Below are 19,800 nucleotides of genomic sequence, written 5' to 3'. Positions count from 1 at the left end.
ACTCATCCAGTGATACTTAGCCTTATATGAAGTTCGTGTTCCTCAGACCGGAGGTTTGCCGCTTGCTTCCTTCAGATTCCACGTCACCGTGGACACCCTTGCATTAAGCTAACCACTACTACTGCCTTCATGGTTCGGGACTCACACCCTATAGATTGCACCCATGCCGGGCACACCAAAAAAACACTCGTTGCGAAATCGCACCGAATGCTTTCAAACCTTAACTTCCCGCGTATAAATAATTTATTATAACAATTTTAGCTTTCCTAACGTAAAAATTCGGCTTTCAATAAGGAAAAGATTAAAACATCTTGTGAATGATTATTTAAGTAGATAAAATCTCTAAGTTTTCCTTCTTCCAGGAATCCAACTTTTCTCAACAGATTGGTCGATGCCAGATTATTTGGAAAAGCTAATGCAGCTATGCGATGCAACTCCAGTTCTTGAAAGGAAAATCGCAATACTTCTCTGACCGCTTCATACGTAAAGTATTTCCTTCGAAAATCTGGGTGAACTTCGTAGCCTAGTTCTGCTCTTTTATTAGACTTGTTCAAATGATTCAGACCAACAGTCCCTATGAACCTTCCTGTATCCTTTATGACAATTCCCCATTGAATTCCTCTTTCATTAATGTAAGTGCTTCTAAACGAGTTAATAATCCGATGAGACTCTTCAAACCGAACCAATGTTTCGATGCCACCATAACGGGTTACTTCGTCTCTTGATAGGATATCAAACAGACTCTCTGAATGCTGGCGACCTATTTCTACTAGGGACAGCCTATCCGTTCCTAATTCAGGAAACTTCATCCCTTATCCCTCCATTAATATTTATATCCTCCTTTATTCTATATTCGAGGGCGATTTTCCTGTTTAACTCACAGTTCCTTTCATAATAGACCTTTCCTTCAAGTACAAGGCTGAATCAGGATGTCTGTTCTTAGTTATCAAATCTCTAATGATTTGTGAGAGAATGACACTATAAACTGTACCATTTCCCCCATACCCCATTAAGAAATAACAGTTGGGGAAATTTGGATAAATCCCAATAGTAGGCAAACCATCATGTGACTCACCAAAGAAAGCACCCCAATAATAATCTGCTTGAACTAAACCCTCCAACTCTGGGAATAAACCGACGAGTTGCTTCAATAATTCATCTCGTTTATGAATGATCTTTGAATCTCTCTTTTCAAGATTGGTTATTCTTTCATCTAATCCCCCTATAATTATTCGATTTTCCACCGTTTTTCTTGCATATAGATAAGGCCTTGCCGTTTCCCAAATCATCATTCCCTCATCCCATTTGGCAAAATCCGCAATCGGATTTGTTGCAATTGCGTAGGAACTGAGGATCATCGCATTAGGATCGTTCACCTCTTCTTGAGCTTCATATCCGGTTGCGAAAATAACATGCTGGGCTCGTATAGAATGACCAGAGTCGGTCATTAATTCTGTATGATCATCTTTTAAGATTTTTCCATTGATCTTCGTATTTGAAAACACACGCACCCCTTGTTGATAAGCCTTTTTGAGTAATAAATGTGCATGCTTATATGGATTAATTTCGGCATCGTTACCTGTAACAAGGGCTCCTGCTTTTAAAAAGGAAAAATGATCCCCTATCTCTTTTTCAGAGTAATATTCAACTGGAAAGTTACGGGTTTTAAGATTTTGATATTCTTCCTTCAACATAGGTACATCACCAGGATTCGAAGCATAATACAAACTCTTCCTAATCTTAAAGTCTGGATTATCAGCTAAGCTGGGTACAACTTTTTTTTCAAGCGTATTTATGGCTTCCAAGCAAAGCTGTAAATGTCGAGTACCTGCTTCTTCTCCAAAACTATGAATCAAAGAAGTTAAGGATTTGTCATTTGAATATTGTAAAAGACCTGTATTAGCAACAGTGCTTCCTGTACTTAAATCCCTCTTGTCTACAAGAATGACATTAAGTCCAGTTTCCGCTAAAAAATAAGCGCAATGCGCTCCCGATGACCCAGATCCTACTATGCATACATCACACATGATATCTTCTTCTAATACCGGATAGTTCATTTGTTCATTATAAGTCTCGTTCCAATATAATTTTCCGGATTTCAAATTCATTCTTACCTTCACCTTCCTACTTATGACCACTTTGCACTTGTTTTTAGTTCTATTTATATATTTATAAGAGCTTTTAAACTAATCCTTCTTTACCCTAATCAAGATAAAATGCAAACGTAAAATAATTCTTTATAAATAATTATTTCTGTAGAAATTACGATTACATAGGCCTATTAAGGCCATTACATCTTTAACATTAAGATAGTATGTACCTATAATTATTTAAAATGTAACTAATTCTTTAATCCTGATTTTTCTCCTTTCAAAATTTATCCGGTTTACGTTTTCCTAATTTTATAGCATACTAGATTTTCATTACAGAATTTTGTTACAGGAGGAAATCCAATGAAAAAAATTATTTTACCGTCTGTACTAACTTTAACGCTACTATGTCCAACCGGGGCTCTAGGTGCCAATACCTATACAGTTAATAACGGAGATACATTAGCAAAAATTGCAACTGAACATAATATCAGCCTTTCCGAATTGCTTAAGGCAAATCCTGAAGTGGATGATCCTAATCAAATTACAATTGGACAAGCCATTTCCTTACCCACTACTAAAAATGTAGCAGCTCAGGCAAGTAGCAAATCCATTGAACAACAAGTTCTTGATCTAGTTAACGCAGAACGTGCACAGGCAGGACTGAAGGAATTGAAAATGGATGAAGAACTCTCAAATGTGGCAAAGGCGAAATCAGAAGATATGCGTGACAATAATTATTTCAGTCACACAAGCCCTACCTATGGCTCACCTTTTGATATGATGAAATCATTTGGGATTAATTATACATATGCTGGTGAAAATATTGCAGCAGGACAAACCAGTCCATCAGCAGTAATGAAGTCATGGATGAATAGTGCCGGACATAAAGCCAACATCTTGAATAAGAACTATACGCATATTGGAATTGGATATGTTAAAGGCGGTACGTACAGTCGTTATTGGACACAACAATTCATCGGAAAATAGAAATTTTAACATGCAGCGTATTCGCTGCATGTTTTTCTTCTTTATCCCCTATTAAATCATAGTAATTCGTTAAAGAAGTCCATAAGTGGGAGGTTTCGAATTTAAACCTCTTTCATAACTTCTTTAGTCTCAGAAAGGAAATTATCAGCAGAAACATTCCTCGATTCACTAGATAACAAATTTCAGATATAATAGATAAAAATAATCATTGGAGGAGAATTAATTGTCAAATAGAATAGGTTTAGTGCTAGACGTGGAGACGACTGGATTACGACCGAACTCGGATGAAATTATCGAACTTGCTCTAATTCTTTTCACCTATAACAGTGAGACTGGAGACATTTTAAGTCTAGTTGATCAAGATTCATTTTTAAGAGAACCACTCTCTTATCAAGCTAAAAGAAATTATAGTCAAGCATACAGAGTTCACGGAATACCCCATAGTTCTGTAGAAGGGAAACGTTTTCACGATGAAAAAATACGATCATACATAGACCGTACTGATTCAATATTTGCCCATAACGCTTCCTTTGATCGCAGTTTTCTCTATCAGTTGTACCCGGAAATTAATGACCAAAAGTGGTTTTGTACGATGAGAAATGTTCCTTGGAAACAATATGGTTTCGCAAATAGTAAGCTGTTAACCCTGCTTCAATCTCATAACATCACTTCCTTTCAAACACATCGGGCCATGGATGACATTTCCTACCTAATGGAACTGTTGCAAAAATCCAACCCTGCCGGTCTCCCCTACCTGAAGGATGTTATCAATAAAAATCCAATGAAAAAATATGCACCTTCTTCTCAAAAATCTCATGTATAAAAAAACGGAAAAATTCTTACGAATTTTTCCGTTTTTTATATACTTTCAATTACTCTCTAAAAGACTATTTTATACCGATGCTTCATCCTCTTTTTTGGCAAATATATTTTTTTGCTTTTTGAATTTCAAGCAATAGTAAACGATAGATAGTATCAAAGCCACTACTAAGAAAATAGCCAAGATGCTAAGGTTATGCCACATGAAGTTATAATCCCCTGTGGAGATAACCGCTCTAAATGCATTAATCGAGTATGTCATTGGTAAGAATGGTGTAAAGTGTTGCAAGAAACTAGGAACCAATTCATTCGGGAATGTCCCCCCGCTACTAGTCAGCTGAAGGATCATAATCAACAAGGCGATAAAACGCCCTGGATTGTCAAAGGCTGCTCCTAGGAATTGAATGATTGCCATAAACGTCAAGCTAGCCATAACGCTAATCATGATGAATAATGGAATATTCGTCACTTCGATTTCCAGTCCTAGTATTAATACCAAATCCACCAAGATGGCCTGAAATAATCCCACTAATGCCATGACACCGTACTTACTAATAAACCAGCCGAATCCATTTTCAGGAATGACTACAGGATCCCTCATCGGGAATATGATTGTCAAAACGATCGCTCCAATAAATAAACTCAATGATACCAAATATGGAGCAAAACTAGTTCCATAATTCGGTACATTATTTATTGGCATTTTATCGACTTTCACTGGGCTTGCAAACATGTCATATACATCATCATCCGCTTTGATGTCACTTGCTTCGTCTGCCCCATCTTTCAATTCATCATGCAATTCTTTTGATCCATCAGAAAGTTTAGCGACGCCATCTTCCAGCTTGATTGCCCCATTGGCCAATTCACCCATCCCACTGGTCAAGCTTGATGATCCATCTTTCAACTTATCCGTTCCTGCAACCAGGCTTTTCGATCCTTCGGAAAGTTGTGAAGTCCCACTGGATAATTGCTTGGAACCATCTTCTAATTGATCAAGACCCGTGACTAAATTATTGCTGCCTTCCGTTAATTGACCAAGGCCGCTCTGAGCCGTATCTATACTTTCACCGAATGTCGTTAAACCGGCTACCAATTGTCCCTGACCACTTTCTAGTTCACTTGCTCCACTAGCCAGTTTTCCTTGTGCTTCGGACAATTGGGTGAAACCATCACTAAGAGCGTCCGTTCCTTTTCCCAATTGACTGGCACCATCACTAAGACTTGTACCACCTTTGGAAATTTCAGAAGCGCTAGCTGAAAGTTTATCTACTCCCGCAGAAACTCCCTTACTTCCTTCATTGATTTTAGTCAATGATGTAATAAGTCCTTCCAAACGAGCTTTTTCAGCTGGGTCTTCCGAAGCCTGAGATTGTTGTTTCAGTCCCGAAATAACTTCATCGAGCCCCGCAGAAACTTGAGCTGCACCTGTTTTCGCTTCATTGGCACCAGCACTCCAATCTGTCAAAGAGGAGGAAAGCTTGCTTGCACCCGTAGCTACTCCATTTGCCCCCTCGGACAAACTAGGGAGTTTTTCTTCAATCTGATTGAACCCTTCCAAGGATTGTTGTAAACCTGCCGCTAACGTACCGGAACCTGCTTCAGATTTCTTGGCTCCCTCCAAAAGTTCCGTTTGTCCTGCTTTCATTTGCCCGAAACCAGAACTGAATTGTTGTAATCCTTGGTTAAGTTCTTTTGAGCCACTCGCTGCTGAACCGACCCCATCTGAAAATGTTACCGATTTTTCGGCCAATTTTTCAAGATTATTTTGGATTTCAACCGATCCTGACTGAACGGAACTAATTCCCTCATCTACTCTTTCTGCGCCTTCTTTGGCAGAGTTAATACCGGAACCTAAATCTTTTGTTCCGTCTTTCACCGTATCGGTCCCATCCTTCAACTTACCCGCTCCATCACTTGCATCTTTGAGACCGTTAGCCACATCTTGCAAATTATCGAACATCGACTCAGCATATGTCTTCGTGACTGCTGACGAAACCTCGGCCTTGATTTTTTCTGAAGCGGCATCCCCTATTTTAGTAGAAATATAGTTATAGCCTTCATTGGATGTATAAATCAAATCCAATTTCTCCGGTTTATCGTCTTGTAAAGTGGTTGCGTTCTTAGAAAAATTTTCTGGAATTTCTATTTTCATATAATAATCTAGATTATTGAGCCCCTGATCCGCTTCCTTTTGACTCACAAAATGCCAATCAAAATCTTGCTTTTCCTTCAATTCTTCCACTAAGTCTTTCCCTATGGTGAGTTCCGCATCATTAAAATTGGCTCCTTTGTCATTATTAACAATGGCAACCGGTAGTTGGTCCACCTTTCCATAGGGATCCCAAAAAGCCCATAAAAACGTCCCGCTATAAAGAAGTGGAACCGTAATAATCCCTATTATAGAGATTAGTATTATTGGATTTTTTATAATCGCCAAAAATTCTCCCTTTAACGATTTAAACATGATTTGCAAATCCTCCTCCAAGAAGTAACTGACCAATTTATTCAGTTGGTCATTATCTGCGAGTAATATACCATTTCCTCTGTTATTTATCAACCTTAATATCTTCAGAATACATAAATGGAAAGGGTTTTTTCGGGAGTAATTGTGGATGTATTTATTGGATTGGCTCATCAAAAATGGAGCTGTCCCAAAAAGGGTAGTTATGCCTAAATTGAAGAAATAAAGAGAGGCAGAAATGTTGATTTAACAACATTTCTGCCTCTTCAATCTTGCGTTATTTTACTCGAAAAAGGACTTATGAGACAGTCCCACCTTCATAAAGCTATGATGCTTCATGAAGATTCTAAAGCGCTTTCAAGTTACCTTGTAATGGTACCTTTCAATTTATTTACCTGTTCATTCATTCTTCCAAGAGAATCGTGATATTCTTTTTCAAGTTGCTTAATAATACCAGCAGTGGTATCAATCTGCTTTATCGCTCCAACCCCATGGCCTGCAGACCATATATCACGCCATGCTTTCGAATCAGATGATTTGGACATGCTGTCAAAATCCACGTTTTCTTTCCTGGCTAATTTATCTGGGTCCATTCCTTCTTTTCTTATGCTTGGCTTAAGCATATTACAGTTAACACCTGAAAATGCATCAGTCAAGATGATATCGTCTTGATTCGAATCAACAAGCATCTGACGATATTCATCATTTGCCATGCTCTCTTTTGCCACGATGAAACGGGTACCCATATAGGCTAAATCTGCTCCTGCAGCTTGTGCAGCCAATATACTATGCCCCGTACCAATTGATCCAGCGAGTAGAATGATTCCATCCCAAAATTTCCTGACACTGTCCACGAAAGCAAAACTATTTATTTCACCTGCATGTCCACCAGCGCCTGAAGCAACTAGGATCAATCCATCCACACCGGTTTCGGCCGCTTTTTTGGCAAAATCCACACTACTTACATCCGAAAAAACGAGGCCTCCATAGCTATGTACAACATCCACAATATGTTTTGGTGAGCCTAGTGAAGTAATGACGATGGGAGGTTGGTGCTTTTTGACCAATTCCAATTCTTCTTCAAGGCGGCTGTACGTACGGTGTACGACCATGTTCATAGCCCAAGGAGCAATTTTACTGTTTGGATCCTTATCCCTTGCCGATATAAGTGTATTGTTAATGTCACCCATCCACTGGTCCAATACTTCGATAGGTCTAGCATTTGGAGCAGGAAACGAGCCTATTACTCCATTTAAACAACATTCTTTCACTAATTCCGGGCCAGAAATTAAAAACATGGGTGCTGATATCACCGGTAAAGAAAGTTGCTTCCACCAGTGCTCAGGAATGGATTTGCTCATCAGTAAAACCTCCATTATTTAATATTTTACCAAAATATTACACTACGAGATTATCATACTTCTAAATTACATAATATTCAAGAAATAATTTATTAGAGGTAAGGTTATAAAAAAGCTGCATATGGGAAATCCACATGCAGCTTCCTTTTATTTAGATAGAACCCATTTCCGTATCGCTTTGGCCACTCCATCTTCTTGATTAGTCGAAGTGACCCAATCGGATTTGTCCTTAACGATTTGCTGTGCATTCCCCATGGCTACACCCAATTTTGCTTCTTGAATCATGGCAAGGTCATTTAAGCTATCTCCCACTGCCATAACATGATCCATTGTTAAATCCAGCATTGAACATACACGATTGATTGCTTTCGCCTTATTGACACCTATAGCATTCACTTCAATATTCGTAGGACTAGAATTACTTATTTCTAAATTCTCCTTTGTTCTCAGCTCATCCATAATCAATTGACGAATGGTATCATCGTTCGTATCAAACCCGAATTTAAGCCATTTTGAGTCCATGATTTTTTCAGGCATCTCATCCCGGTAGACCCGATCACAGCTTGTCGCCCAAAAATAAGTTCCATGCTTTTGACTCAATTCCCACATCCATTGTATGGATTCGCTATCGACGATATGCCTTTCCACCAATTCACCATCGTTATTGTATATTTCACTTCCATTAACCGTAATTAAATATGATTGAAGTTCCATTGACTTCGCAAAATCATTGCAAGTCGCAAAAGCTCTTCCCGTACTTAAAACGACATATACTCCCTGATTCTCGGCTTCTTTAATCGCCCGTCGATTCTCTTCAGAAATCTCCCCGATTTGATTTAATAGCGTGCCATCCATATCGAGTGCAACTAATTTAATGTTTATATTATCCATTTATATACATCCTTCCTCTTTTGCAATGTAGATACTTATAGCATACTGTATCTTGCTTCTTCAAGGAAGAAATCTGATTGTATAAGCATTAGCAAATAATCTTATACTCTTTAGTACTTTAAGAATATGGCGTGCCTGAATTAAGTCATTACCCCTTTTCTTTTTCGTTTAATTCAGAGCGAATCCTTTCTTCCCATTTTGAAATACCGTCATTTTCATCAAATTCTATAATGACATCTGTTACCCCTCTTTCTTTGAAAATTGATGCAATTAATCTGTCTTTAATGACATCCGCTTCAGCGATTGTAATATGTGCATCGAGCTCCACCTCGAGTTCCACATGAAAGTCTTCTCCTTCTTTGATCACTGCAAGATTCTGAATATCACGCACTTCTGGATCATTCATTACCATCGTCCCTATTTTCAGGCGCATATCAATATCAGCTTCACCAAGCGCCCCTGCTGCATTTTCAAAGAATACCCGTCCAACCACGTAAAACATGCCGAGTCCGATCAACACTGAAGCTACACCTTCAGCCTGCTTGAATGGTGTGAAATTAGCCAGTAAAATTGCCAGGATTGCGAGTAAGCCACCACCCGTAGCTACCATATCCTCCATAAACACAAGTTTTGTGGCAGGTTTTGCCCGACTTAAACCTGAAAAGCTTTTAACTATGATTGCTGCTCCTCTAGCTTCGATATTTGCTTCCCTAACCACTTCTTTCATGGCTTTAAATAATACATAGGCCTCAAGTACAACGGCGATGAATAACACGGAAAGGTTAATGACAATCCCTGTCGATGGAATGGGATGTAGAATATGATGAAAGCCTTCCTTTATCGTTTCATAAGACATGATTCCCACAATCAATACCGCTCCTAGAAGTACTAAATTAACCAAACGCCCAAACCCTTCTGGAAATCGTTCGGTCGGTGCTTTTTTACTTAGAGCAGAACCTACAAAAACGAAAAATTGATTCGCAGCATCCCCTAACGAATGTAGGGTCTCCGCAAACATTGCGACATTGCCTGTAAGGAAATATGCAATCCCCTTTAAAATGGCAATAATAGTATTAATACAGGTTGCAATAAAAGCTGACTTATTCCCTTGCTTCAGCAACAACATTAATTTTTTCATATCCGATAGCCCTCTTCATTTTTTATTTACACAAGTTGTAGTATTTCCATCTACATTCAAACGAACCATAATGAGAGTAAAAAATTGTTGTTATTTGAAGGTTATAACTGGTTCTATTCAATTTTTAACACAGACCAAAAAATGGTAGTGAGCAAGGACTCACTACCATTTTTATAATACATATAGATGAAACTAAGCCTTCGTTTTTTTCACCAATTTGGAAGGGTTGTTCACTTTGTAACGAACTTCCTTACTGTATTTCTTGTCTACGACTTTTCCATCGAACTCCAGTTCGTCGCCTTCTTCAAGTTCAGCCTTTTTTAATGTTTTACTATAGCCACACCATGCATCCCCAATGACTAGTTCTGGATCTGTGGTTACTTTTACATTTTCCAGAAGGATCACTTCATCCTCTTCGCCTGTAAAATGATTCATTTTGGCTGTAAACTCTTTAACGGTTGCCGTAAAATGTACTTTGTCGGCAGGTAAGTCCAGTTTAGGTATGGCCTGTTTCTTTTTACTCTTTGGCTTTTCCTTTTTTTGTTCAGCTTTCGGAGTTTCTTTGAGCTCGCCAAGGTCCTCTGTTGCTTTTTCCTTAACTTCCTGTTCGACATCCATTAAGGTTGTCGGAGAAATGGGACCGCTCAATAATTCTTTCCCAAAATTCGAACTTTGCATTTCCTTTAAATAAGCTGGATGTATACAGCTTAGTTTGCCATTTTCAAATTCAACAACAATTGTATCCAAACCGTTACCATATTGTTCATAACCGGCCAATTTGACTTTTTCTTGATGACTTCCACTTTTATATACTAGTTCTTTTTTTACTGATCTCGCAGTGAACAATTTCCATTCTAACCCTTTTGCCACATAATCCTCTTCATCTGAAAAAGTAATGAAGTCTCCCTTAGGTTCTATGTAGTGAACCAAACCTTTTGTTTCTGCTGGAGTTTCAGCCACAGTCAACACTCCTATAAATTTGTGTATGTTTATATATTAGCAAAGGAATGCAAAGTTGCAAAATGAATGAGCATAATTTCGCTCAAAACATTTGTTTACCTCCTGATTAGTTTAAAGCACACCATCTTTAAAAGAAATAAATTAAGCAAAACTTATTTTTTAAGCACAAAAATGAAATATTCTTTATGCTATCCTTTTTTCAAGATGCATATTAGAAATGCTAAATCAATCCAAATGGTTCCATCCTATTAATAACGATAAGCAGCATTTTTCGATTATCAGTTGGGGAATCAATCAGGCCCGGATGGGAAGCGATACAAAGAACTCCAACAATACGGACTCTCATTTCGCTCGATCTTATTGTTCCTTTGCTTCGAAGGTTTGTAATGCGGCTGTTATATACGTATAAGCGGAAACGAACTTGAAATTAGGAGAGCAATGGTGGGGATGTATCAATACCAGTTATTTTATTGTAATGATTGTTAGTGGATTATTTGTCTTCCGTTTTGCAAATTTATTGGGTAAACACCTCATTCTTTGGTTGACTTTTGCCAAGTAATCTATTGACCTGGAGCAGATGCGAGAGGTTACCTACACTAGACTCATCCAAAAAAGAAGCTTCAAACTAAACAATAGCTAAAATATTCTGCCGGGAGTGCTTCCATCAATCTTACTTTTCTATTGCTGTATTACTCATATGCTTATCACGGAGAATTATGGGATCGAAATAAATATTCGTTTTTGCACCGGCTTGATATTTCTCACCTTTTTATATGCATGTTTGAAGAGGAAAGACTTACAATATACATTAATTGATTATTGAGCTGAAAGATTTATCAGCTCTTTTTACTTATATAGATTGGTGACAAACTATTTTATTACCAATATATTTTGCTGTATATACGCCCAATTTTGCGGGAAACGTAAACCAATATGCCAATAGGTGGTACCTGCTAGTTCATATGCATCAATCACTTGATATTTTTCGTTTATAGAGCGAATATCCTCAAACCAGACGATATATTCTGATTTTTCCTGTACATACGAGTAAGTAGGGGAAGCTGCATTTCTGTCAAAGCGTATTTCTGAATTTGTTGTTATCGCAAGGTTTTGGGCATTTTGTGCTGACAGTGCTCTCGTTTTGTTGCTAGGGATGAGCCAATCATAACCGTACATGGGAATGGCAGCCTGTATAATATTCGCAGGTATCGTGGATACAGCATACTGGAGAACCTGTCTCATCCACCAAATTGGAGAAATCGGTTCTGGGGGTCCCGTCGGGTAACCATAGTCAATTGTCATGACGGCGACTAGATCTGCAACCTTTCCAATTCCCCTATAATCATGCCCGCCAACAATTTGGTTATCAGGATTATCTTCTGTTTTCGCATGAACATTCACTTGTAATATAAGATCTACCATCTCTTCTTTTATTTCCTGCAAAAAGGCCACATATTCCGATCGATTAGCCGGAGGAACGAATTCCAGGTCCATACTCACACCGCCATACCCTTTTTCCTTCACGAAGTTCAGCACGCTTGTAATTAGATTTCTCCGGTAAATGGAATTGGTAAGGACATCACCAGCTAAATCGGCCTTAAAATCTCCATTTTGAAAGTTACGAATCATTAACAGGGGCGTCACCCCATTTTGCTTACATTTTTCTATAAGCGGTAGATCATCACCATCTACATATGCATAACCTTCCTCTGTAAATGAATAGGCAACAATCGCAAGGTAGGTTAGCTTATCACCATTTTCCTCAACCATTTCAAACACTTCTCCACCAGAGGCTGGAAATGCGAAGCCCATTGTCACCAATTGTTTTTTAAAGGGAGATGGAATCATTATTTCCCTCCCTATCATAAGTATATTGGAAAGGCCGGGATTAGCCTTTTTAATCGCCGCTACACTCGTCATATATCTCTTTGCAATTTCTGAAAGTGTATCATTCTCTCTAATAATGTATGTTCGATTTCTCACTCTTGTCGGGATATATAGTGCCAAACCCGGAACCAGTGCGGTCGTTTCCAAGCCATTCACATCTACAATCATTGTTGGGTCAACATTGTACCTTATAGCAATGCTCTCTAAGGTATCCCCTTTTTTCACAACCGTGATTGTCATATTTCCCCTCCTTCTTAATAGTGTGTGGAAAATCTGGTCTTGTAACATCTATTTATCAACCTTACTAATGTATTCGGAGCATTAAAACTACATGTATAATTTATTAAGTTGGATTGTTTGTTCCCTTTTCAAGAAATATCAAAGGTAATGAAGTCTTAAACTAAAAAAAGAGACCGTCCAAATGGACGGCCCCTTACTATGAAGATGTATGACTTCTCCGGACTCTTCTTTAAAACACTAAAGTAAACGATTAAGTTCGTAAAACTTCCCGTTTTCCAAATCCGTGTACTCTAACAAGTGTAATAATTTTTCTGCTACGAATTCCGGGCTTCTCAGCAAACCTTTATCTTTATAGTCATGAAATTTACTTCTGTCGGAAAAGTCCTTTTCATCTGCGGAACGAATGGTTTCCTGCATACCAGTATCCATCACTCCTGGAGAAAAAGATATGAGAGTCATCGGGAATGACTCTTTCTCCTGTTCGAGACCAGCTACGCGGGTGAACATCTCAAGTCCGGCTTTTGTACTACAATAAGCTGCCCAACCATGATAGGGATTCTTTGCAGCACCAGATGATATATTCACCATTACCTTTTTTTGTTTCCAATCCTTTGTTCGGTTTATAAAGGCATCTGCCAGTACAACAGGCGCCATAAAGTTCACGCGCATGCTGATTTCTATGTTATCTTGTTCTAATTTCCCAACTGTCTTTATTGGATTAATAACTCCGGCATTATTGATAAAATATATATCGCTCTCTTCATCCAGTTCTGCCAGAATCTTATCGATCAATGGCAAAAGTTGTGAGCCGTCAAATAAATCCATGTAAATGAAACTAAGTCTCGCCCCAGCCATGACTGCTTTTTCAGCCAACTCAGGGTGAGGGTTACGAGAAATCAAGATACAATGATTTCCTTTGTTCAAGCATTGCTCTGCAATTGCTGCACCTAAACCTCTAGTTGCTCCTGTGATTATAAAAGTCTTCATAACGTGCACCTCTCCCCTTACTATATATTCTTACCTGTAAAAAAATCGAAGCATCCAGGAACCGTGAAAAACGCTATTACAATATGGGCGATAATAGCCTCGCAATGGATTCTTTAAATCTAATCCACTTAGAACGTTTTTCGAACTCTTCCATCGTTAGCTTTCTGGAAACTTCTATATCATCATAAAATATCCTGGTCAACTTCTCGGCAATTCCTTTATCATATATGAACGCATTCACTTCAAAATTCAACTTAAAGCTTCGAACATCAATGTTTGCGGTTCCGACAGACGATACTTCTTCGTCCACTACAATCATTTTCGCATGGATAAAACCATTATCATAGATAAATACATTGGCCCCTGCCTTTAGCAATTCTGCAACATTATAAGTGGTTGCCCAATAGACGAAAAGATGATCTGGTTTATTGGGTATCATGATATTCACTTCAATGCCTGATAAACTTGCTATGCGGAGTGCATCTAAAAGACTTGCATCAGGAATGAAGTATGGAGTCTGAATGAGAATCGATTTTCTAGCTGAGGAAATTAATTTAATATAGCCATTCTTAATTTGTTCCCATTCAGAATCGGGACCGCTCGTTACAATTTGCATTGCAGTGGTACCTTGATATACCGGTGTAGGAAAATAATGCGGTTGATAGGTTATGTCATGATGTTTTGAGGCCTGGTTCCAATCCAAAATGAAGCGGGTTTGAATGGCTTTGACGGCAGGGCCCTTAATCCGGAGATGGGTGTCACGCCAATATCCAAATCTAGGATTAAGCCCTAAATATTCATCGCCTACATTAAAGCCGCCAACATATCCGACTTCCCCATCAATGATCACAAGCTTTCGATGGTTGCGGAAATTAAGACGTAAGTTTATGAATTTTAATTTAGATGGGAAGAATGCTTCGACCCTTCCGCCTGCGTGCCTGAATTCTTTGAAAAAACCTTTAGTCAGCTTCCTCGATCCTAATTCATCATAAAGCAAACGGACCTTGACTCCTTCATTGGCTTTTCGAGTCAAAGCCTCTATGAAACGTTTACCCAGGTCGTCTCTTTGAATAATATAATATTGAATATGTATATGGTTTTCAGCCGCTTCAATATCCTTAAAGAGTTGTTCAAACTTTTCTCTTCCGTCAGTAAAGATATCGAGCTGGTTATCTTCGGTTAATACGGCATCATTATACCGAAGGTGCATGTAGATTAAATCACGATAATAGCTTGATGAATTATTACGGAATGGAAAATCTTTGGTACTAAAGGCGGCCATCTGTTTTTCAAGGATTTCCTCAATCCCAATTTTCTTTTTATCCTCCCACTGAAATAGATGGGCATGTCTCAAACTTGTCCCAAAAAGAAGATATAATATGAAGCCAACTACGGGAAGAAAATACAGGACCAATAGCCAAGCCCATGTATTGCTTGCTTCTTTTCTTTCGAAAAATATTACAATTGTAGCAAATAGTATATTTAAAATAAGAACGAGAGCGAATAAAACGGATGTTATTTGCGAAATTTCCAATGGCAATCCCTCACTAATTTTTATCCCTATTAGGATAACATGCAAATACTTTTATCTCAAAGTGATATCATGTTTCACACAGGTCAATATGATATTTATATTTTCACATAAAAATCCAGCCTCCCTAATTAAGCGGTGCTGGATTCTGTACTGAGGATTGAACAATTAATCCTACGATTATATAGTAGTCGTTATATAAAAAAGGAGCATTCCACATTAGCGGCTTTTCACCAATAGATTAACTGCCTCTTTAACCAGATCTTCAGGATTCTTATCGCCGGACTCGTTGGCTTCTCGTACACATTCCACTAGGTTGGAACTAACAATTACGCCTATCGTCCGGTCTATTGCCGATCTTGTAGCGGACAATTGCGTAACAACATCCCTACAGTCTTTGTTATCTTCCATCATTTTCAAGATTCCCCGAAGTTGCCCTTCTATCCTTTTTACGCGGTTCTTCATTTGCTTTTCATATTCCATGTCGGGTCTTCCTCCTATTTCACTTTTCCACCTTTATCTTACCATGTGCATATTACTACGTTCAGACCCTTTTGGCGAGTTAAACATGTTCTGCTTTACAATTAATTAACCAAAGATTACTGATGTGTTTTTTAACATCCATTCCACTATATAATTTTACTTATTTTGCACTTGAAGCCTTTGAGCAATAGTCTCAGCAAATTCAATCGTCATTTGTGGGACATACGTTTTAAGCAATGCATTTACGATGGGTGCTTTTGCCCCTTTTGCTGTAATTATAAGACAACCCGTCATCTTTGTTTGTCTAATCTCTACACGTTCAGCCAAGAAGTAACCATACCCCTCAAATTTCTCATTTATTCCTCGAAGGTTGAATGTGATCTTATTTGGTTCTTGCCAGTCCTTTATCTCAACAGCCAACTTAATTTTCTTTTTCATTAAACCGAGCTCACTCTTAAAATCCCATATAAGTGTCCGTTCATTTAATAATTCATGCTTGATATATCCTGGGACTAGAGGTGCCCATTGTTCTATTTCACTAACGAATGCCCAAACTTCCTCAATTGGTACAGATAAGACAATGCTATGTAAACCTTCAGTCAATGAAAGTCCCCCTTTTAATATTACTACATCATCTAACCCTATGCCTCCTACAAAGAATAAGAACTTGCAATTTGTTTGAAATCCACACACATGCTCCCAATATTAAAAGGACGACATCTATTAGGATATCGCCATTCGTCTAATTAAATGATCAAGGACGCTGTAGTTCAAATAACTCCCCGAGTTTGGTATAAGTTTGTCCAGCCAAGCGAGCTACCGGTTTCAGTCCAGACGGATCAATTCTTCCTTTGTCGTAAATACCTTCGTCAATATGGTAGCAGACTATCCTACCTATTAATAAATCACAACCTGGATTGTCTCCTGAACCAGCTAAAGGAATGGCTTGTTCCAATATGCATTCTAAACGAACTTTCGCTTCTTGCAAACCTGGGACCGATACCTTCTCACTAGGAATGGCCGTAAATTTCGTGAGAAACAATTCACTATCTCCGGGTGGCAGTTCTGCTGCCGTTTGATTAACATCTTCGATAATGTCTTCATCTGTGATATGGACCACGAATTCCCTGCTTTTCAGCGCATTTCGTGCGGTATCCTTCTGGACTCCCTTTTTTCTTTGAACTGAAACTGAAAGCATCGGCGGACTCGAACTGACTATATTGAAAAAACTAAAAGGTGCAACGTTAATTACGCCAGTATGTGATTGTGTCGTAATAAGAGCAATCGGTCTAGGAATTATGCTACCTGTCAAGAATTTATAATTTTCCCGCTCGCTAAGATTTTCAGGATTCACTGAAATCATATGCTATCCCCTCTCACCTAACATTATTGATAGGGCTTAGAAGCCATGTACTGTCCCTTCTAACTCGGACTTTTCATTGCTACCCTATCACATCTTATATTTATTTTAAAAAATAATCGGTTTTTATTGAGTACCTTCATGTTACCACATTCATACTGAGGATTTCTTATTTGGACACCAATTTCGTTCCCAAAATCTAAACTTACTTTTACTAAAATCTAGTGTAAAACCTAAATTTGATGGATGTCCCTCATTAAATAATAGCCCATTAATTTCTAAACATATTTCTGCCAATACGAGAAACCCTAATTATGTAGTAGATTTAAAGGAGGTGCATAAATTGAAAAAAGATTTTTTTCAGGCAGTTGAAGATAGGCGTTCCTATTATGGGATCAGCAAAGACACCGTTGTGCCAACTAGCAGGATAAAGGAAGTAATCGATCATGCTGTTCAATATTCCCCTACTGCATTCAATTCTCAAAGTGCAAGAGTGGTTGTTCTTACAGAAGCAAGTCATGACCAGTTATGGGACATAACCAAAGAAACCCTCCGTAAAATCGTTGACGAAAAAGATTTTAAACAAACAGAAGAAAAAATGCAATCTTTCAAAAATGGCTTCGGAACTGTCCTATTTTTTGAAGACCAATCAATCGTGGAAAAACTCCAAGAACAGTATAAAGCATATGCTGAAAACTTTCCGATTTGGTCCAATCAATCATCGGGTATCCTTCAATTCATAGTATGGACGGCCTTGGAAATAGAGGGATTCGGTGCCAGTCTTCAGCATTATAACCCTTTAATTGATGAGGAGGTTAAGAATGCATGGAACCTACCAGGAAATTGGAAACTGATAGCGCAGATGCCATTCGGTAAACCAACAGCTGAACCTGGGGATAAAGACTTTGCGCCACTTGAGGAACGCATAAAATATTTTTCATAATGAAAAGGCTGGTTCAGGAGTGAGCCAGCCTCATTCATATTAGTTTTCTCCTGCAAAAAACCTTGAGAATACAACCGATGCAAAACCTAGATAGCCTATTACTGCCATAATTTTAAATTCATCATTTTCCTTTACCATATTCCACCCTCCTCCGTACTATTTTAATGTCTTGATTGGTGAAGATCTCTGTGGAAGCCACTCTTTAAGATATTGAGGCAACACACCCGCATAATTATTGGAAGCATGTCCACTTTGAAGGAGAGTGTACGTTTTATCATTGCATCTTAAAAGCTTCATTATTGGGGAAATCATTTCCTGTGGTACCAATCGGTCATGTTCACTAGCAACTACTAGAACGTTTGCATCGATATTTTCGATTTTTGCTTTTTTTCCCTTGACTTTCAAACGCCCCTTAACGAGACGATTATTTTTAATAAGGTCATCGGCCAGTTGTTTTGCAGCAGCTCCAGATAAAGGTACATGTCCATTCGTCCAGGCATTGAAGCGACGCCAGTTTTGAACATATTGTTCATTATCGGCTTGATTTAGAAGAGATAAATATGGAGAAAAATAGATAGGTGAAGTAATTAATCGAATGCCATCTTTGACACCACTAGCCGGTATGATTTTGAAGGTGTCGATTACTTCATCGAAATTGGCGCTACCGTCCTTAATCGAAGCCTGCCATTGATCGAATACTGGGGATTCACTAAAATCAATTGGTGTAACCGAAAGGATTAAATTCCTGATTGGCTCGTCTGCGATTGCCGCATACATCGTAGCTATCGTTCCACCTAGGCAGAAACCCATGATGGATATTTCTGATGCTCCTGAGTGAAGAAGTGCGCGTCGCACCCCAGCCTTGATATATTTTACAATATAATCATCAATCGTCGTGTCTCCATCTTCATACCCTGGACTGCCAAAATCGATCAAGTACACCTCAAAACCTTCTTTTACAAACGCTTCTATCAAACTATTACCTGGACCTAAATCAAGAATTACAGGTGTATTTATCAGTGAATAAATAAGAAATACTGGAACTTTATATTTTTTTTTAACTGGCGGATAATACCATAATGTTGATTTGTTTTTATTCCAAATCGATATCCTTGGCGTTATTCCCATTTCAGGCATGGGCCGATTAGGAATGTCCAAAAAGTGTTTCCATTTGGGTGTCACCATAGATTTGCCACCTGCCTTATTATTCTTCATCTTCATAACCCTTTTACTTTCACCTGGGTATTAGATAATAAGGAATCATAAAGAAAGTCACTGATTTTCTTTTTTTTATGCCCTTGTTCTGTATTTTTATCATTTTTCCTACGGGAGGCCTTTTTCCCTTCGGTAAGGTTTAAGAGTAATTCCTCTACCTTGTCTACTTTTTCTTCGAGTTGGATGACTAGTTTGGCAACATTTGCCACATCTTTTTTGGTTGGATAATTCATGATGATGGACATTCTTTCTGAAGCTTCTTGTATCTTGTTTATACGTGGAACCTGTTGCTGTGAGTTTTTGCTAATGGATTCGATAAAACTTCTATTATTAATTGCCTCACGTATTTTATCATTCAACTTTTGTTCTTTTTGTGTGCCCAATAGTTTTAAACCTTTATAAAAATCTGTTTTTTTCGGCATTTATTTTTCCCCTCTCCTT

The 19,800-nt window shown here is 38.3% G+C and carries 18 protein-coding genes; 3 read left to right on the top strand and 15 right to left on the bottom strand.

The window, feature by feature from the left end:
• Positions 1-266: 266 nt before the first annotated feature.
• Entirely contained in the window at positions 267-809 is a 543-nt protein-coding gene (locus ACIQXN_RS16850) for a GNAT family N-acetyltransferase (RefSeq protein ID WP_402969067.1), read from the bottom strand.
• Between the two features lie 63 nt (positions 810-872).
• Complete coding sequence (locus ACIQXN_RS16845; RefSeq protein ID WP_402969064.1) at positions 873-2,108, bottom strand: NAD(P)/FAD-dependent oxidoreductase; 1,236 nt, start codon at positions 2,106-2,108, stop codon at positions 873-875.
• 345 nt (positions 2,109-2,453) lie between these two features.
• Between ACIQXN_RS16845 and ACIQXN_RS16840 the strand changes: the two genes are divergently transcribed.
• Positions 2,454-3,080 (top strand): CAP domain-containing protein, encoded by a 627-nt coding sequence (locus tag ACIQXN_RS16840; RefSeq protein ID WP_402969061.1) that lies wholly within the window; start codon positions 2,454-2,456, stop codon positions 3,078-3,080.
• A 223-nt stretch (positions 3,081-3,303) separates the two neighbouring features.
• Complete coding sequence (locus tag ACIQXN_RS16835; RefSeq protein WP_402969058.1) at positions 3,304-3,903, top strand: exonuclease domain-containing protein; 600 nt, start codon at positions 3,304-3,306, stop codon at positions 3,901-3,903.
• A 69-nt stretch (positions 3,904-3,972) separates the two neighbouring features.
• Here ACIQXN_RS16835 and ACIQXN_RS16830 read toward each other — a convergent pair whose 3' ends face one another.
• From ACIQXN_RS16830 to ACIQXN_RS16780, 11 genes are all read right to left on the bottom strand, one after another.
• Positions 3,973-6,366 carry a YhgE/Pip family protein gene (locus ACIQXN_RS16830; protein WP_402969055.1) on the bottom strand — a complete coding sequence of 798 codons (2,394 nt, stop codon included), beginning with the start codon at positions 6,364-6,366 and terminating at the stop codon, positions 3,973-3,975.
• A 359-nt stretch (positions 6,367-6,725) separates the two neighbouring features.
• The gene (locus tag ACIQXN_RS16825) at positions 6,726-7,724 is read right to left on the bottom strand and encodes an NAD(P)H-dependent flavin oxidoreductase (RefSeq protein WP_402969052.1); all 999 of its coding nucleotides are present in this window, start codon (positions 7,722-7,724) and stop codon (positions 6,726-6,728) included.
• A gap of 147 nt (positions 7,725-7,871) precedes the next feature.
• A complete protein-coding gene (locus ACIQXN_RS16820; RefSeq protein ID WP_402969049.1) occupies positions 7,872-8,615 on the bottom strand; it encodes a Cof-type HAD-IIB family hydrolase in 744 nt (247 codons plus the stop codon).
• Positions 8,616-8,763: 148 nt separating this feature from the next.
• A complete protein-coding gene (locus ACIQXN_RS16815) occupies positions 8,764-9,753 on the bottom strand; it encodes a cation diffusion facilitator family transporter (RefSeq protein WP_402969046.1) in 990 nt (329 codons plus the stop codon).
• Positions 9,754-9,945: 192 nt separating this feature from the next.
• Positions 9,946-10,713, bottom strand: a complete 768-nt coding sequence (locus ACIQXN_RS16810; protein WP_402969043.1) for a hypothetical protein — start codon at positions 10,711-10,713, stop codon at positions 9,946-9,948.
• Positions 10,714-11,583: 870 nt separating this feature from the next.
• The gene (locus ACIQXN_RS16805) at positions 11,584-12,840 is read right to left on the bottom strand and encodes a glycoside hydrolase family 18 protein (protein WP_402969040.1); all 1,257 of its coding nucleotides are present in this window, start codon (positions 12,838-12,840) and stop codon (positions 11,584-11,586) included.
• 237 nt (positions 12,841-13,077) lie between these two features.
• Positions 13,078-13,827 carry a (S)-benzoin forming benzil reductase gene (locus ACIQXN_RS16800; protein ID WP_402969037.1) on the bottom strand — a complete coding sequence of 250 codons (750 nt, stop codon included), beginning with the start codon at positions 13,825-13,827 and terminating at the stop codon, positions 13,078-13,080.
• Positions 13,828-13,903: 76 nt separating this feature from the next.
• The gene (gene cls, locus ACIQXN_RS16795; RefSeq protein WP_402969076.1) at positions 13,904-15,355 is read right to left on the bottom strand and encodes a cardiolipin synthase; all 1,452 of its coding nucleotides are present in this window, start codon (positions 15,353-15,355) and stop codon (positions 13,904-13,906) included.
• Between the two features lie 222 nt (positions 15,356-15,577).
• On the bottom strand, positions 15,578-15,841 hold the full coding sequence (locus ACIQXN_RS16790; RefSeq protein WP_402969034.1) for a metal-sensitive transcriptional regulator: 264 nt from the start codon (positions 15,839-15,841) through the stop codon (positions 15,578-15,580).
• A gap of 156 nt (positions 15,842-15,997) precedes the next feature.
• Positions 15,998-16,444 carry an SRPBCC family protein gene (locus ACIQXN_RS16785; RefSeq protein WP_402969031.1) on the bottom strand — a complete coding sequence of 149 codons (447 nt, stop codon included), beginning with the start codon at positions 16,442-16,444 and terminating at the stop codon, positions 15,998-16,000.
• A gap of 151 nt (positions 16,445-16,595) precedes the next feature.
• A complete protein-coding gene (locus ACIQXN_RS16780) occupies positions 16,596-17,204 on the bottom strand; it encodes a flavin reductase family protein (RefSeq protein ID WP_402969028.1) in 609 nt (202 codons plus the stop codon).
• A 340-nt stretch (positions 17,205-17,544) separates the two neighbouring features.
• Between ACIQXN_RS16780 and ACIQXN_RS16775 the strand changes: the two genes are divergently transcribed.
• On the top strand, positions 17,545-18,144 hold the full coding sequence (locus ACIQXN_RS16775) for a nitroreductase family protein (protein WP_402969025.1): 600 nt from the start codon (positions 17,545-17,547) through the stop codon (positions 18,142-18,144).
• Between the two features lie 156 nt (positions 18,145-18,300).
• Here the strand turns inward: ACIQXN_RS16775 and ACIQXN_RS16770 are convergent, their stop codons facing one another.
• Entirely contained in the window at positions 18,301-19,359 is a 1,059-nt protein-coding gene (locus ACIQXN_RS16770) for an alpha/beta fold hydrolase (RefSeq protein ID WP_402969022.1), read from the bottom strand.
• Between the two features lie 2 nt (positions 19,360-19,361).
• Positions 19,362-19,781 carry a hypothetical protein gene (locus tag ACIQXN_RS16765; protein WP_402969020.1) on the bottom strand — a complete coding sequence of 140 codons (420 nt, stop codon included), beginning with the start codon at positions 19,779-19,781 and terminating at the stop codon, positions 19,362-19,364.
• Between the last annotated feature and the right edge of the window lie 19 nt (positions 19,782-19,800).

The organism is Peribacillus sp. NPDC097295 (genome assembly GCF_044761665.1).
Lineage (GTDB): Bacteria > Bacillota > Bacilli > Bacillales > DSM-1321 > Peribacillus.
This window is presented reverse-complemented; position numbering and strand designations above follow the sequence as displayed.

Coding starts and splice junctions, on each gene's coding strand:
- ACIQXN_RS16850 (WP_402969067.1), bottom strand. CDS start 809: ATGAAGTTTCCTGAATTAGGAACGGATAGGCTGTCCCTAGTAGAAATA.
- ACIQXN_RS16845 (WP_402969064.1), bottom strand. CDS start 2,108: ATGAATTTGAAATCCGGAAAATTATATTGGAACGAGACTTATAATGAA.
- ACIQXN_RS16840 (WP_402969061.1), top strand. CDS start 2,454: ATGAAAAAAATTATTTTACCGTCTGTACTAACTTTAACGCTACTATGT.
- ACIQXN_RS16830 (WP_402969055.1), bottom strand. CDS start 6,366: ATGTTTAAATCGTTAAAGGGAGAATTTTTGGCGATTATAAAAAATCCA.
- ACIQXN_RS16825 (WP_402969052.1), bottom strand. CDS start 7,724: ATGAGCAAATCCATTCCTGAGCACTGGTGGAAGCAACTTTCTTTACCG.
- ACIQXN_RS16820 (WP_402969049.1), bottom strand. CDS start 8,615: ATGGATAATATAAACATTAAATTAGTTGCACTCGATATGGATGGCACG.
- ACIQXN_RS16815 (WP_402969046.1), bottom strand. CDS start 9,753: ATGAAAAAATTAATGTTGTTGCTGAAGCAAGGGAATAAGTCAGCTTTT.
- ACIQXN_RS16805 (WP_402969040.1), bottom strand. CDS start 12,840: ATGACAATCACGGTTGTGAAAAAAGGGGATACCTTAGAGAGCATTGCT.
- ACIQXN_RS16800 (WP_402969037.1), bottom strand. CDS start 13,827: ATGAAGACTTTTATAATCACAGGAGCAACTAGAGGTTTAGGTGCAGCA.
- ACIQXN_RS16790 (WP_402969034.1), bottom strand. CDS start 15,841: ATGGAATATGAAAAGCAAATGAAGAACCGCGTAAAAAGGATAGAAGGG.
- ACIQXN_RS16780 (WP_402969028.1), bottom strand. CDS start 17,204: ATGATTTCAGTGAATCCTGAAAATCTTAGCGAGCGGGAAAATTATAAA.
- ACIQXN_RS16770 (WP_402969022.1), bottom strand. CDS start 19,359: ATGAAGAATAATAAGGCAGGTGGCAAATCTATGGTGACACCCAAATGG.
- ACIQXN_RS16765 (WP_402969020.1), bottom strand. CDS start 19,781: ATGCCGAAAAAAACAGATTTTTATAAAGGTTTAAAACTATTGGGCACA.